Genomic DNA, 13,198 nt, shown 5'->3' with positions numbered 1-13,198 from the left:
GATGACGCCACGTAAATTGATGGACTGCGACTATAGCGTCTTCGTCAGCTATGCACAGGCGGACGACCTGGCATGGAACTCGTGGGTGACGTGTTTCATGAAGGAACTCAACATGACGCTGCGTGGACGAGTGCGCATGGAGCGCAAAATTCCTCCGATCTTCCAGGATCGCAAGAACGGGCCGGTCGCGGGCGACCTGCAGACGCAGCTGCGCGAGAGCATCGCCGCATCGTTCGCGATGATCCTGATCGTACACGATAACTACGGTGATTCGGGCTGGTGTCAGAAGGAGCTCGAGTATTTCAAGTCGCTCTTCAACAACGACGGATTCCTGGAGCGGCTGTACATCGTCGCGTTGTCCAAAGACGCAATCGACAACTTGACTGCCACCGCCAAATGGAAAGCACTGTGCCCGACGTCCGATCAAATCTGGATGCCTTTCTATCAGGATGACGAGCCGAACATACCACTCGACATCTATTCCGACAAAGGGATCGTCGCCACCGAATTCTGGCGACGATTCGTGCGGCTGCGCGAAGATCTTGCGACGAAGATCAGGCGCAGCCTGGACGATTCCAAGGAGCAAACAGCCGGCCCGGCGCCGGACGTCCAGCCGCAGGCTGGAGCGGCTACCGACGCAATCGTGCTGCCGCGGGCCGCAGCCGTCGACGACTACGAGTGGGTACGCATCTACATTGAAAGCAACCAGAACGAGGTTGACCACTGGGAATCCGTCGGCGCGCAGATCAGATCCAGCTGGGAAAAGGTCGTCACCGGAATGCGGCTGGCGCCGCCGCTCTACGTGCGGCCGTACGGATTGCCGATGGACAAGATCGACCAGTATCCGCGCCTGGACGACGCCGACGGCGTGGTCTTGTTGTGGGGACAAAAGACCGCCGATTCGCTGGTCGCACAGATCAACACGGTGGAAAAGAAATTGCCTGGGCCGGACCTGGCGCCTGGCGTGGTGGCCTACCTGATGCCGCCACATGCGCTGTCGGAGCAAAGGGTCTCTGCCCTGGGCTGGAAAGTGCTGCGCTTCACTGCACCCAGCGGCGGTGACGTCAAGGTTACAGACCAGGACTCGCCCGGACTCGAGACCTTCCTGCGCGAGGTGCTGGAGCGCAGGAAGCAGCGCCAGGAGCGCCACTCATGAGCCCCGCTCCCGTGGGCGGCGCGAGTGCCGGCGATCTCGTTCGACTGCCGACCGATCCGTACCCGGGGTTGCGCCCCTTTCTCGACCACGAGGCCGCGCTCCTGCTCGGCCGTGAGCGGCAGGTGCGCGAAGTCATCGAACGAATGCGGGAGACCCATTTCATCGCCGTGATCGGCGGTTCGGGCTCAGGTAAGTCGTCGTTGATTCACGCGGGTGTTGTACCTGAACTGCGCAGCTTCGGTATCCTGGGCGCTGGCGACTTCTGGTGCCCGCTGATCTGTACGCCCGGGACCAATGCCTCTGCGGATGACGATGGTGACTCGGCGCACACTCCCATTACCCGCCTGGCGTGGAGATTTGCCCAGTTCCTGAAGCCACTCGGCTCGGCAGAGCAAGAGACCCTGCGGCTAGCGAGCATCGCCAGCGTGTTCCGGCAGGAGTCGGGCTTCACCCGCCTGGTCGATACCTATTCAGACGAACTGCTCACGGCGCCGGGTCCGAACGTAGGCGACCTGCGCCTGCTTTTCGTGATCGACCAGTTCGAGGAGCTCTTTCACCGCACCAATGCCAACAACGAGGACGCACGCCTGATGGTTGAGCGTGTCATCGACCATTTCTTCAACCCCCACCCACGCTGCTACGTGGTACTGACCATGCGTAGCGAGCACCTCAGCGATTGCGCGAGTTACCTCGAACTTCCCGACGCGATCAACAAGTCCTTCTACCTTGTCCGTCGCCTCGACGGGGACGAGTTGCGCGAAGCAATCGTTGGTCCGGCGCAGCGTTTTTTGCGGCTCCGGCATCGTCAGGCGACCAGGGACAAGACGCTGCTGCCGGATGCGGTCGAATTCGACGCACGGGTGGTCGAGCGGCTGCTGGCTGACGTGAACGCCATCGCCCATGACCCGGACCACCTGCCACTGCTGCAGCATCTGCTTGCACGCCTGTGGAAAGAGGCCTGCAAGCGCGAGCAGGTCGAAGTCCCGGCACGTATTGTCTGGTGCGATCTGGTTCATGCCGCCATGGCTGATTCGTTGGTCACCGAATTGCCCGCGGACGAGCACGTCAATCTACTGCGCGCCAGTCTTGAGAACTGGGCCGAAGCCGTTTTTGCGCGCCACGAAAAATCCGGGCAGGCGTACCTTGTTGAGACCATGTTGCGTCACTTGGCCTTCAGGAGCCGGGGTTTGTACACGCAACAACGCATCGCGGTGGACGATCGCTCACTTTTCGGCGCCGACGTCGATACGCGAACGACCTTGTGGGGCTTGGTGGAAGACGGTTTCGTCGGTTCGGTTGACTACCTGTTCTGGGACGACGAGAACCCGCAACGAGTAACCTTGAAGGTCTCGCACGAGTCGTTCGTTCGCGGCTGGAGGCGGTTTCGTGTTCTCATTGACCGCGAGGCGGAGCGCTTCGAAGAGTTTGTGAGCGTCTTGCGCAAGTGTGCACTATGGTCGGAGAACGAGAGCACGGAGCTGCTGCTCGGTCAGACTGAGTTGCGCCGCCTTCGCGATGCGGACCTTGACGGCGTGTATGCGAACGGTGCGATGCGAAGATCGTGGTTCAAGCTTCTGCTGCAGGACAGCGACGGTGTGGCACTCGCCAGGTACGAGCCCAGGATCGACCAGTTTCTCGCCGCGTCGATGGCCAGGCAGGGTGCGATCGCGCGCGGGGCGAGCAGATTGCGCTGGTCGTTGCGCGTCGCGGTCGTGCTGACGCTGTTGCTCTTGCCGTCGGTCCTGTTTTCGTTCTTCGTGCAAAAACCGGTGAAGGATCTGGCCGAGCTGTACTTCGATGCTGGCGATGGCGCCGATCGGGCGCAGGTGGCCAAGAGTTATCCGAGTTTCGCTGTCGCAGCCGGTGTGTTGCGGCCGTTGATTGAGCCGGCGAAAGCGATCGTCAATACCAGCCAAGGTACGGGCCGGGCCATGCCTGCGATGTCGGCTTGGGCGTTCGAGAACTCGCAATGGCTTCCGGGCGTCGCTTCTCAGATGCGTTTTCTGGCCAAGCTCAAGAGCCAGGCTGAACCGCGCGTCAACGGAACCTTGCGCGAGCTCTTGAAAAGCGCTCTCTGGATGGGGGCGGGCGAGGCGCCGGCGGAAGCCCAATTGCCCGACCTGGAAGTGAAGGGTGAGCAGAGCTGCGCCATCACCGATCTCTCTGGCATGGTCGTGGCCACCCCCAAAGGGCAGCTGTTCTTGCGCACTGGCAACGACAAGGCCGCTCCCCGGGACGCGATCTTCGTCACCGAAACAATGGCCCAACAAGCCACCTGGCTCGAACTGTATGGTGCCCGCTTCTCTAGTGATGATGGCTGCATAGCCGGCCAGCAGATCGTTGCACGGCCGCTGTTGGTGAAACCGGTGATCTTGATTGACGCGCAGCTGGGCTATGTGATCGTTTCGACCGATGACCAAAGCGGAGGTCGGAGCGCCGTCGAAGTGATCGAAATCGACTGGAATCCGGGTCAGGACAGCAAGACGTGGGGCTTCAGGTCACGAACCGTCACGGTGCACAACGATCACGACGCGGTCGAGCGCGCGCGGCGGCATGTGCAGCGCTGGGCGGGAGCCGCGGGAAAAGTGACCAGCATGGGCACGTGGCGCACGCCGGGCGGTTGGAGCTTCCGCGTCGACGATCAGACCTGGCGGGTGATTACCGCATTGGCGCTTCCGCTGGATACCACGTCGTCCGACGGGATTGGACGAAACTCGAACCTGCACCGCCTAAGTCGCCTTGCCGCAGCCTGGGCGAGCGGCTTGCCAAGGGCTCTCCTGGCGACTTTTCCCGTGCTTCACCCAGTACCATGTTCGCCCACAAGGAAAATTGCTTTCAGATTACACGCGTGCACCCCGCGTCAGGTAGACCAAGCACCGGGCCACCGGGGCAGAGCGCTGAGGTGCCATTTGAAGAGGTGTTCATAAGCGTTTACCCGGAAAGCAGTGCCAGCGATCAGGATGGCGCAAGCCTGCCTGCTCCCATCGCCAGCCTGGAGAAATTCGGACGCTTTGCCAGCGCGAACGAGGGCTGGGTTGTCGGCAAGTCCGAGGAACTCGAAGGCTGGATTGCCTTGCTTCACCCGAGCGGCAACGACAAAAACAGCAAGTACTTCGCCATCCCGTGGAGTACGAAGGCCCTGATGAAATTGGCCCGGGACATCGAGAAGGATCAGCCCAAGCAAGGGCCGCAGTCGGACGCGCCGCACTGAGCGCGGCGAGCAAGGATGGCCGCTGCCTGCTGCCGGGGGGAGCGTGCTGGCGAGCAGCATTTGCGTACCTGACGGGCGATCAGGTGCGCGCATGATTCACCGCCTGCTGGCAGACGCTGTCGTCTTCGCGCATCTGCTGTTCATCGTTTTCGTGGTTCTTGGCGGCGGGCCGGTGCTGCGCTGGCCAAGGCTCGCACTGGTCCATCTTCCTGCCGCCTGTTGGGGAGCATTCATCGAGTTAAGTGGCGGGATCTGCCCCTTGACGCCGCTGGAGAACGCCTGGCGGCAGGCCGCCGGTGAGGCCGGTTACGCCGGCAGCTTCATCGAGCACTACCTGCTGCCGATCATCTACCCGGTCGGGCTGACGCGCGACATCCAGTTTGTTCTGGCGGCGGTGGTGATCGTCGTCAACGTCGGGATTTACAGCTGGCTGCTCTATCGTTGGCGGCGACCGCGCTGACTCAAGCCGGCAGGGTGTTACTCGAGATCGTCTTTGCGTTTGGCGCGCGGATGCGCCTGGTCGTAGACGGTGGCCAGATGCTGGAAGTCGAGGTGCGTGTAGACCTGCGTCGAGGCGATGCTGGCGTGACCGAGCATTTCCTGGACGGCGCGCAGGTCGCCCGATGATTGCAGGACGTGCGAGGCGAACGAGTGGCGCAGCATGTGCGGGTGGACGCGTGCCGGCAGCCCTTGCGCCAGACCGCGCCGCGCCAGTCGCAACTGGATCATGCGCACACCTAGACGCTGGCCGCGCTGTCCGACGAAGAGAGCGGCTTCGTCGCTGCTGGCCAGTCGTGGGCGTTGACTGACCCATGCCGCAACCGCTTCCCGGGCCTTGCGGCCGACCGGCACGATGCGCAGCTTGCTGCGCTTGCCGAGGACGCGCACCTCGCCGGCCAGCAGGTCTTCGAGGCACGACAGATCGAGCGCCGCGAGTTCGGCCAGGCGCAGGCCGGAGGAGTAGAAGAGCTCGAACATCGCCTGGTCGCGAATCGCCAGCGGGCTTTCGTCGCCCGTTTCGAGCAGACGACTGGCCTCGTCGGGGGAAAGCGTCCTGGGCAGCGCCTTGGGGCTTTTCGGCGGGCGCACGCTGTCCACCGGGTTGTGCGCTGCCGACCCTTGCTGCCCCAGCCAGCGATAGAAGCCGCGCCAGGCGGAGAGCGTACGTCCGAGCGAGCGGCCGCCGAGGCCATGGGTGTGCAGCTGGGCGACGAAGCGCCTGATGTGATGCGTCTGGATGGCGTCGAAGGCGAGGTCGGAGCGGGTGTCTGACGGTCCTCCGCTGCCGGCGCCCGGCAGTTCGTCGATCAGGCGGCAGAGCGAGCGCAGGTCGCGCCGGTAGTTGTCGACCGTGTGCGGTGACAGCCGCCGCTGCTGGGCCAGTTCGTCGAGGTAGGCGCCGATGCTGGCACTACGCTCGCTGGCCGTCGTGGCGGCGGACACTTCCATGCTTTCAGCGCAGGACGCGCGCCAGCGCCGCCGACGCCATCTCGCCGAGACGCTCGAGGTAGATCGTCCCCATGCCGCTGTAGAAGCGTTCGCCATCCTCGCTGCCCATGGCGATCATGCCCATCGTGCCGCCACCGTTGCGCATGGCGATCAGCGCCTGCGAGCGAATGTGCAAGGACGCTTCGCCGAACCACGACGAGGTTTCGAAGCCGGTGGTCGACCCGCAGTAGGGCTGCGCAAGCGTTTCCGCAAACGCCTGCAGTTTCTCGCTGACCTCGGTGAACTCGGGCAATTCCTCGCTTTCGGCCGGGCGGTCCCAGAGGCGCACGGCGACGTGCGGAACGGCGAGATCGTCGCGCAGGTGGAAGTTCAGCGTGTGCAGGACCGCCTGGAAGCTGTTGGCGGCGATCATGCCCACCGCCAGGCGGTGCATCTTCTCGCTGATCGCGTCGTTTTCCTCGCCGAACTGCAAGAGCTCGCCCATCTTGCTTTCGAGCTGCTTGTTCTTGTCGCGCAGCGCGAGCATCTGGCGCTCGGTGATCGAGATCGTTCGCCCGCCATGCGGGTGTGGGACGACCATGTTGGCCATCAGATCCGAGTGCTCTTCGAAAAACTGCGGGTTGGTGTGCAGGTACTCTGCGACTTCGCTGGATTTCATACTTCGATTTCTCCCTTGAATACGGTGACTGCGGGGCCGGTCATCAGCACGGGCGTGCCGAGGCCGTTCCAGGCGATGCTGAGCATACCGCCACGCGTTTCGACGCGTACCGGCGAATCGAGCAGGCCGCGGCTGATGCCGGCGACCACGGCGGCGCAGGCGCCGGTGCCGCAGGCCAGTGTTTCGCCGGCGCCGCGTTCGAAAACGCGCAAGCGAATCGCCTGCCGGTCGACCACCTGCATGAAGCCGGCGTTGACGCGCTGCGGAAAGCACGGGTGTCGTTCGATCAGAGGTCCCTCGTGTTCGACCGCTGCCGTGGCGACGTCGTCGACCAGTTGTACGGCGTGCGGGTTGCCCATGCCGACGGCGGTGATGGCGATTTCATGGTCGGCGATGCGCAGCGTCTGGACCAGGTCGTCACTGGCGCTGAGGAATGGAATCCTGGCCGGCGCGAGGACCGGTACGCCCATATCGACGCTCACCGTGCCGTCGTCCTCGAGGCGCGGGACGATGACTCCGCAGAGGGTTTCGACGCGGATTTCGCGTTTCGCGCTCAGCCCCTGCTCATGAACGAAACGTACGAAGCAGCGAGCGCCGTTGCCGCATTGCTCGACTTCGCTGCCGTCGGCGTTGAAGATGCGATAGCGGAAATCGACGTCCGGCTGGCGAGCTTCTTCAACGAGCAGAATCTGGTCACAGCCGACGCCGAAGTGGCGGTCGGCGAGCAAGCGCAGCTGCGCCGGGGTCAGCGCGATCGACTGACGAATACCGTCGAGCACGACGAAGTCGTTGCCCAGTCCGTGCATCTTGACGAATGTCAGCTTCATGGTTGTTGAGGTCCGGTGGCAGGCGCGAGCACTGACCGGGCCATTATAAAGTCGTCCATCACGAATCCGCCGCCAATATCGACGCTGACCGAGTCACGGATGCTGAAGCCCTGCTTCCGGTAAGCGGCTATGGCGTTGCTGTTGCCCTTGTTCACGGCCAGGATCAGTGTTTCGCAAGCATTTTCGAGGGCCCGCGCGACCACCCGTTCGACCAGGCGACGACCGATTCCCAGGCGCTGTCGCTGCGGGTCGACGTAGAGCTTGTCGAGCTTCATCTCGCCGGGCGTTCCGGTGAGCAGGCAGGAAACAAAGCCCGCCAGCTGGCCATCGACGGTCAGCTGGTCCCACCACACCGTGGCCATGCCCAACTCGTCGTTCACCCGCTGCGCTCGATAGCGTTGATCGAGCATGTAGTCGATCTGTTCCTGGCTGATGATTCCCAGGTAGGTGTGCTGCCAGACCTGGCGTGCGAGTGCGGCGACCGTTTCGACGTCGGCGGCGGCAAGGGGTGAGATGACGATGTCCATGCAGGCTCCGAAGCGATCAGCACATCGACGCCAGCCGATTTGCCCGAGCGGGCAGCGAGCTGCCGCCGGCGAGCGGCAAGCGGTGGCGGTCAGTGACGAGGGGTGACGAGCGAAAGGGCGAATTGTACCGGGTCGCGTGCCGGCGCGTGCAGGGCACCCGCCGTCATTGCGAGGAGGCGTAGCCGACGCGGCAATCCGGTACCATCGTCTCACTACTCTGCCGCCGCACCGACAAGGCGCAGAAGAGTCAGGCACACTTGTCGGCGCAGGGGCGTGTGGCTTTTACCGGCTGGCGCTTGGCCGGGCACTGATCGCCGCGTACCAGCGCTGGGCGTTGGCGGCGTCGGCAGGCAGGGTGATTTTCAGCCAGCCGGCGAAATCGACGAGCACCATGGCCGTGATGTCGGCCGCGCTGAAGCGATCGCCGGCGAGGTAGTCGCGTCCGGCGAGCAATTCGTCGAGGCGGGCGAGGAAGCGTTCGCTGCGCAGCTTGCCGCGGTCGCCGAGCGCCGGGATTTGTGCGTAGTTATCGGCGCCGGTCAATGCCCGGTCCTTCATCCCCGGCAGTGAATTGCGCACGGCCTCGGTCATCGCCTGCCAGCCGTCGTTCTCGATGTGCCACACCAGGTCGGCAATGAGCGCTTTTTCCGTCGGCGTCGTGCCGAGCAGCGGCGGATGGGGAACGGTCTCTTCGAGATAGCGCCAGCAGCCCTGCGACGAGGTCAGTCGCGTACCGTCGTCGAGTTCGAGCACGGGAACGGTGCAGTAGGGATTGATCGCGCGGTATTCCGGCGAGAGGTGTTCGCCGTTGCGCAGGTCCACCTCGCGGCTCGGGACGTCGAGTCCCTTTTCGGCGATGAACACGCGTACCAGGCGGGGACTGGGGGCAAACTTGCAATCATGGAAGAGCATGGCGGGTTCTCCTGTTGGTGGGCATTTACACACCCTGTCGTTGCCTGGGGCGCGCGGTCAATCTGCTGTGCGTTGTCCGGGACGCCGGGCTTCAGTCCAGCGCCTCGACCTTGTACGCGCCGCAGGACGCGAGGTCGGAATCGCTGCCCGCGGGCAAGTGGGCCGCCAATTCGCGCAGAGCGCCGCGCATGCCTTCCTCCAGCACCGGGTGGTAGAAGGGCAGGCGCAGCAGCTCCTGCACGCTCAGCTCGCGTTCGATGGCCAGCGCCAGCACGTGCGCCATGTGCTCGCCGGCCGGTACGCACATCTCGCCGCCGAGCAGCCGGCCGCTGTTGCGGTCGGCATAGAGGCGCATCAGGCCCTTGTTGCGCTCGGCGGTTCGTGCCCGGCCCTGTCGTTCGAAGCTGGCTTGCCCGATCACTACCGTGGCCTGGTCGAGATCGGCGAAGCGCTGGCCGACGACGGCGACGTTGGGGTCGGCGAAGACGATCGCCAGCGGTGTGCGGCGGCGGAAGCAGCGCAGCTCGGTCGCGGTGGCGTTGATGCCGGCGATGTGGCCTTCGTCGGCGGCCTCGTGCAGCAGGGCTGCACGGCCGTTGGCGTCACCGGCCAGAAAGATCGGCAGGTCGGCGATCTGCAGGGTGTTGGGGTTCACCGGCGGCATGCCGCGCGCGTCGAGTTCGACGCCGAGTGTTTCGAGGCCGAGGCCAGCGACGTTCGGACGCCTGCCGATGGCGGCGATCACTTGGTCGGCAACGACGCGCACGGCACCGCTGCGCACTTCGATGCCGTCAGCGGCCGGCGACAACTCGGCACTTGCGCTGGTGTGAAAGGCGAATTCCTTGTCCAGCAGCTCGCGCAGGGTGAGATCGACCGCTTCGTCGCTCAGCCCGGCAAGCCGCGGGTTGGCGCCGAAGCCAGTGACTTCGACGCCGAGGCGCGACAGCGCCTGGGCGATCTCGATGCCGATTGCGCCGAGTCCGATGACCGCCATTCGGCGCGGCAGCGTTTCCCGTTCGAACAGCGTGTCGGTGGTCACGATACGATCGCCAAAGGCGCGCCAGGCGTCCGGGATCACCGGTTGGCTGCCGCTGGCGATGACGATCCGCCGGGCGTGGTAGCGGCGGTCGCCGACGGCAACCGTCTGCGCATCGAGCAGCCTGGCGCGGCCGGCCAGGCTGCGCTCGCCCAGTTCGTTGGTTGCTGCGAGCGTGCCGGCGACGAATTCGTCGCGCAGGGCGCGCACGCGGCGCAGCACCGCCGGCACGTCCACGCTCAGCGCGGCGGCGCCGCGGATCCCGAAAGCGTCGAAGCTGTGCCGACGGTGAAACGCGTTGGCGGCTTCGATCAACGCCTTGGACGGCATGCAGCCAACGCGCGCGCAGGTCGTGCCGTAGGCGCCGTCGTTGATGAGCAGGAAGCTCTCGCTGCGCTTGCGCACTTCGCGCAGGGCGGCGAGGCCGGCAGAGCCGGCGCCGATGATGATGACGTCAAGGGTCTTTTCCATTTTCCGGTCCCTCGCTGGGAGGCGGGTGCTGCGCCGTTGGCAGGCGGGCGATCGCGTCGGCGATCAGTCGTGATCCAGTTTCTTGTCGGTGAACAGCGTGTCGCGCAGTTCCTTGTCGAAGGCCGCGTCGCGGCGGCGAATCCATTCGAGAACCATCGCCGCGTGTTCCTTCTCCTCGTCGCGGTTGTGCTTGAGAATGGCGCGCAACTCGGCATCCTTGCAGGCATCCATGCGCTGGTTGTACCAATCCACGGCTTCAAGTTCTTCCATCAGCGAGACGATGGCCCGATGCATGTCGCGCGCTTCATCGCTGAGTTCGGAAACGGGTTCGTGATAGCCTTCGTGTGCCATTATGTATTCCTCCAACAACACTTCGGGTTGAACAGAAATCGTGAATGAATCGGTGCGGGAAGCGTCTCCGCCAATGATCATAGACCATCATCCGCCAGCACAGAAGCCGGATGAGGCATCGGCGCCCGCGCTGTGGGAGTTCGTCCGGCTCGCCGACTACCGCGTTCCGAATCCCGTCGGGGCGAGCGCGGCACTCGAAAAATGGGCCTCCTTGAAACGGCGTTTCCGCGCTGGCGAAAGGGAAGAACAGACGCCGGTGAAGGCCGCAGCGGAGTTGCAGGCGCTGTCGGGTTCACGTTTGCAGTCTCTCGTGCAGCCGATTGACTGGCGTTGTGCGGCGGCAGCGCTGGACCTGGCCCTGGCCGACTGGTTGCCCGACAGGAAACCGCTTGTGCCGGTCAGATTCGTGATCGGTCAGCCGCATAGCGGTCATCCGGAGATCCTTGCCCACTGGGCCGCCCGCCACCGGGTGCACGCGGTGGCGGCACCAAGCGTGGAGCAGATTCTTGGCGGTGATGAACGCTGGCTCGAAGAGTGGCCGACGAGCGATCGTCTGTGGATGCTGCCGAACCTCGAACACTGCTACCTGCGCCACGCCGATGGCCTCGGACTCGTGCGGCGTTTGCTCGCGCACGCGGTGAGCGGGGCTCTGGGGCGCGGCGTGATCGCGTGCGACAGCTGGGCCTGGGCGTACCTGCAGGAGGTCTGGCCGCTGCCCCAGCCGGAAGCGCTGACCCTGCAGGCCTTCGACGGGCCGCGCCTGTCGCGCTACCTGGCCGACCTGGTTTCGCGCGAGAACGGCGGCTGTCTGCGCTTCTGCAACGCCGTTACCGGCAAAGAGGTTCAACTGGCATGCGCGCCGAACGAGTCGGCAGTCAGCCCGGAGATCAATCAGCTCGCGGTCCACAGCCGTGGCAACATCGGCGTCGCCTGGACTTCCTGGCGGGCGTTGCTGAGATCTCACCCCGATCAGCAGGAGCAGCCGGCAAAGCAGGAGCCTGACCCGAAGCAGGACGTGTCCGACGCTGCGGACCGGGCCGTGCAGCGGGCAAAGGCTGGCGCTCCCGATGCCGAGATCGTCTGGGTCTGCGAGAGCGTGCAGGAGCCTCCCTTGCCAGCGGAAAAAGGGGAAGGCATGGCCTTCATCCTGCACGCGTTGCTGTTACACAATGGATTGCCGGTGTCGGTGCTGCCCGAGCTGCTGCCCCAACCCGAGCATCGCATTGCCTCGCACCTGCTGCAACTGCAGGCCCTCGGCGTCGTTGTCCTGGCCGGCGAGCGCTGGCAGATCAGCGCGTCCGCCTACGCCGTGGTCCGCGAGTTCCTGCGCCGACGTGGTTTCTTGAAAGATGAATTCTGAGGCCCCGAGCATGGAAACCCCTCAACTGGCAAAACTCTTCAATACGCTGGACACCGGCACGCTGCTGGAGTTGTTGCTGATCGTTGCCGTTGCGACGCTACTGATCGTCGTTGCGCAGAAGCTTGTGCCGTGGCTTGCCGACCAGCTGCATGGCGTGCGTCGACTCTATCTGCTGGCGATGGTGCCGCTGCTGCGCCTGGGCATCCTGGTGGTCGCTTTCCTGCTGCTCGTCCCGCGGATCATCGAGCCGTCATTCCAGAACATGGTCGCCCTGCTCGGCACGGTCGGACTGGCGCTCGGTTTCGCGATGAAGGATTATGCCAGCAGCCTGATCGCCGGCGTCGTGGTGGTCGGCGAAATGCCCTATCGCAATGGCGACTGGATCGAGATCAACGGGATTTATGGCGAAGTAAAGCATATCGGCATGCGCACGGTGCAAATCGTCACCCCGGACGATACGCAGGTCAGCATCCCGCACCTGCGGATGTGGAACGATCCGGTTTTCAATGCCAACTGCGGTAAGCCCCAGCTCCAGTGCGTGGCTGATTTCTATCTTCACCCGGCGCACGACGCCGCGGCCGCACGGCTGGTGCTGCAGGACGTCGCCCTGACCAGCCCCTACCTCTATTTTGACGACCCGATCATTGTGGTTGTGCACGAGAAGCCCTGGGGAACGCACTACCGCTTGAAGGCTTATCCGATCGACGCGCGGCAGCAGTTTCGTTTCATCAGCGATCTGACCGTCCGCGGCAAGGCCGCGCTGCTCCGACTCGGGGTCAGCTTCGTCACCGTCCCGGTCGTCGCCGGCAAGCAGGCCTGAGCGAGGTAGGCGAGCGCCACCGGCCGCCAATCCCGGACTTGAGCTTGAAGGGCCTCATGGCACTCAAGGCACCGCGGGAGGCAGACGCCAGCACGAGGCCGCATCCCTCCCGACAAAACTGGTGGCTTGCCGTGCATGCGGGTGGGGTGATCTGGCGGCGCGATCACGAAGTGATCGCCTTGGCGATGCCTTCCCTGCTGCGACAACGCCGTCAGGGAGCGCTTCGTCCTGAATCTCAAGAGGGAGCGTGTCTGGCCGGACAATTATGCCAACCCTGCGGAGGCCACCCGAGACGTCACCGATTGCATCGTCGGCTTCTACAATAGCGTCCGCCTGCACATCACTCTCGGGCTTCGTCGTGTATTGACAACAGATACACGTCGCCATACGATTAGTGTGTCTGTTGTGTATGCATAAAAG

The 13,198-nt window shown here is 64.3% G+C and carries 13 protein-coding genes and 1 pseudogene; 7 read left to right on the top strand and 7 right to left on the bottom strand.

Going from position 1 to position 13,198, the window contains the following annotated elements:
- The first annotated feature begins 1 nt into the window (after position 1).
- From QZ634_RS11805 to QZ634_RS11785, 4 genes are all read left to right on the top strand, one after another.
- Positions 2–1,156 carry a toll/interleukin-1 receptor domain-containing protein gene (locus tag QZ634_RS11805; RefSeq protein ID WP_366145391.1) on the top strand — a complete coding sequence of 385 codons (1,155 nt, stop codon included), beginning with the start codon at positions 2–4 and terminating at the stop codon, positions 1,154–1,156.
- Positions 1,153–4,083 (top strand): hypothetical protein, encoded by a 2,931-nt coding sequence (locus tag QZ634_RS11795; RefSeq protein WP_366145390.1) that lies wholly within the window; start codon positions 1,153–1,155, stop codon positions 4,081–4,083. The genes QZ634_RS11805 and QZ634_RS11795 overlap by 4 nt, the downstream gene beginning before the upstream one ends.
- Entirely contained in the window at positions 4,074–4,367 is a 294-nt protein-coding gene (locus QZ634_RS11790) for a hypothetical protein (protein ID WP_291988566.1), read from the top strand. The genes QZ634_RS11795 and QZ634_RS11790 overlap by 10 nt, the downstream gene beginning before the upstream one ends.
- A 91-nt stretch (positions 4,368–4,458) precedes the next feature.
- Positions 4,459–4,827: a DUF2784 domain-containing protein gene (locus QZ634_RS11785; RefSeq protein ID WP_291988563.1), complete on the top strand. Its 369-nt coding sequence runs from the start codon at positions 4,459–4,461 to the stop codon at positions 4,825–4,827.
- A gap of 17 nt (positions 4,828–4,844) precedes the next feature.
- Here QZ634_RS11785 and xerC read toward each other — a convergent pair whose 3' ends face one another.
- From xerC to QZ634_RS11750, 7 genes are all read right to left on the bottom strand, one after another.
- Positions 4,845–5,816 (bottom strand): tyrosine recombinase XerC, encoded by a 972-nt coding sequence (gene xerC, locus QZ634_RS11780; protein WP_291988561.1) that lies wholly within the window; start codon positions 5,814–5,816, stop codon positions 4,845–4,847.
- 4 nt (positions 5,817–5,820) lie between these two features.
- The gene (locus QZ634_RS11775) at positions 5,821–6,474 is read right to left on the bottom strand and encodes a DUF484 family protein (protein ID WP_043567577.1); all 654 of its coding nucleotides are present in this window, start codon (positions 6,472–6,474) and stop codon (positions 5,821–5,823) included.
- The gene (gene dapF, locus QZ634_RS11770; protein WP_291988559.1) at positions 6,471–7,301 is read right to left on the bottom strand and encodes a diaminopimelate epimerase; all 831 of its coding nucleotides are present in this window, start codon (positions 7,299–7,301) and stop codon (positions 6,471–6,473) included. The genes QZ634_RS11775 and dapF overlap by 4 nt, the downstream gene beginning before the upstream one ends.
- Entirely contained in the window at positions 7,298–7,828 is a 531-nt protein-coding gene (locus QZ634_RS11765) for a GNAT family N-acetyltransferase (RefSeq protein ID WP_291988556.1), read from the bottom strand. Before QZ634_RS11765 ends, dapF begins: the two co-directional genes overlap by 4 nt.
- Before the next feature lie 282 nt (positions 7,829–8,110).
- Positions 8,111–8,740, bottom strand: a complete 630-nt coding sequence (locus QZ634_RS11760) for a glutathione S-transferase (protein WP_291988554.1) — start codon at positions 8,738–8,740, stop codon at positions 8,111–8,113.
- Between the two features lie 91 nt (positions 8,741–8,831).
- The gene (locus tag QZ634_RS11755; RefSeq protein WP_291988552.1) at positions 8,832–10,247 is read right to left on the bottom strand and encodes a dihydrolipoyl dehydrogenase; all 1,416 of its coding nucleotides are present in this window, start codon (positions 10,245–10,247) and stop codon (positions 8,832–8,834) included.
- 63 nt (positions 10,248–10,310) lie between these two features.
- A complete protein-coding gene (locus tag QZ634_RS11750; RefSeq protein ID WP_291988549.1) occupies positions 10,311–10,598 on the bottom strand; it encodes an encapsulin-associated ferritin-like protein in 288 nt (95 codons plus the stop codon).
- A gap of 73 nt (positions 10,599–10,671) precedes the next feature.
- Here QZ634_RS11750 and QZ634_RS11745 point away from each other — a divergent pair, with 73 nt between their 5' ends.
- From QZ634_RS11745 to QZ634_RS11735, 3 genes and pseudogenes are all read left to right on the top strand, one after another.
- Positions 10,672–11,958, top strand: a complete 1,287-nt coding sequence (locus QZ634_RS11745; RefSeq protein WP_291988548.1) for a hypothetical protein — start codon at positions 10,672–10,674, stop codon at positions 11,956–11,958.
- Between the two features lie 10 nt (positions 11,959–11,968).
- Entirely contained in the window at positions 11,969–12,778 is an 810-nt protein-coding gene (locus tag QZ634_RS11740) for a mechanosensitive ion channel domain-containing protein (protein WP_291988546.1), read from the top strand.
- A 195-nt stretch (positions 12,779–12,973) separates the two neighbouring features.
- Positions 12,974–13,195: pseudogene (locus QZ634_RS11735) on the top strand (hypothetical protein); the annotation flags it as partial.
- Positions 13,196–13,198: the final 3 nt, after the last annotated feature.

Origin of the sequence: Candidatus Accumulibacter sp. ACC007, assembly GCF_907163205.1 — a bacterium.
GTDB classification, from domain to species: Bacteria; Pseudomonadota; Gammaproteobacteria; order Burkholderiales; family Rhodocyclaceae; genus Accumulibacter; species Accumulibacter regalis.
This window is presented reverse-complemented; position numbering and strand designations above follow the sequence as displayed.

Bases quoted from the DNA above. Each gene is read 5' to 3' on its own strand.
- QZ634_RS11755 (WP_291988552.1), bottom strand. From the start codon at position 10,247: ATGGAAAAGACCCTTGACGTCATCATCATCGGCGCCGGCTCTGCCGGC.
- QZ634_RS11805 (WP_366145391.1), top strand. From the start codon at position 2: ATGACGCCACGTAAATTGATGGACTGCGACTATAGCGTCTTCGTCAGC.
- QZ634_RS11765 (WP_291988556.1), bottom strand. From the start codon at position 7,828: ATGGACATCGTCATCTCACCCCTTGCCGCCGCCGACGTCGAAACGGTC.
- QZ634_RS11775 (WP_043567577.1), bottom strand. From the start codon at position 6,474: ATGAAATCCAGCGAAGTCGCAGAGTACCTGCACACCAACCCGCAGTTT.
- dapF (WP_291988559.1), bottom strand. From the start codon at position 7,301: ATGAAGCTGACATTCGTCAAGATGCACGGACTGGGCAACGACTTCGTC.
- QZ634_RS11745 (WP_291988548.1), top strand. From the start codon at position 10,672: ATGATCATAGACCATCATCCGCCAGCACAGAAGCCGGATGAGGCATCG.
- xerC (WP_291988561.1), bottom strand. From the start codon at position 5,816: ATGGAAGTGTCCGCCGCCACGACGGCCAGCGAGCGTAGTGCCAGCATC.
- QZ634_RS11750 (WP_291988549.1), bottom strand. From the start codon at position 10,598: ATGGCACACGAAGGCTATCACGAACCCGTTTCCGAACTCAGCGATGAA.
- QZ634_RS11740 (WP_291988546.1), top strand. From the start codon at position 11,969: ATGGAAACCCCTCAACTGGCAAAACTCTTCAATACGCTGGACACCGGC.
- QZ634_RS11760 (WP_291988554.1), bottom strand. From the start codon at position 8,740: ATGCTCTTCCATGATTGCAAGTTTGCCCCCAGTCCCCGCCTGGTACGC.
- QZ634_RS11785 (WP_291988563.1), top strand. From the start codon at position 4,459: ATGATTCACCGCCTGCTGGCAGACGCTGTCGTCTTCGCGCATCTGCTG.
- QZ634_RS11795 (WP_366145390.1), top strand. From the start codon at position 1,153: ATGAGCCCCGCTCCCGTGGGCGGCGCGAGTGCCGGCGATCTCGTTCGA.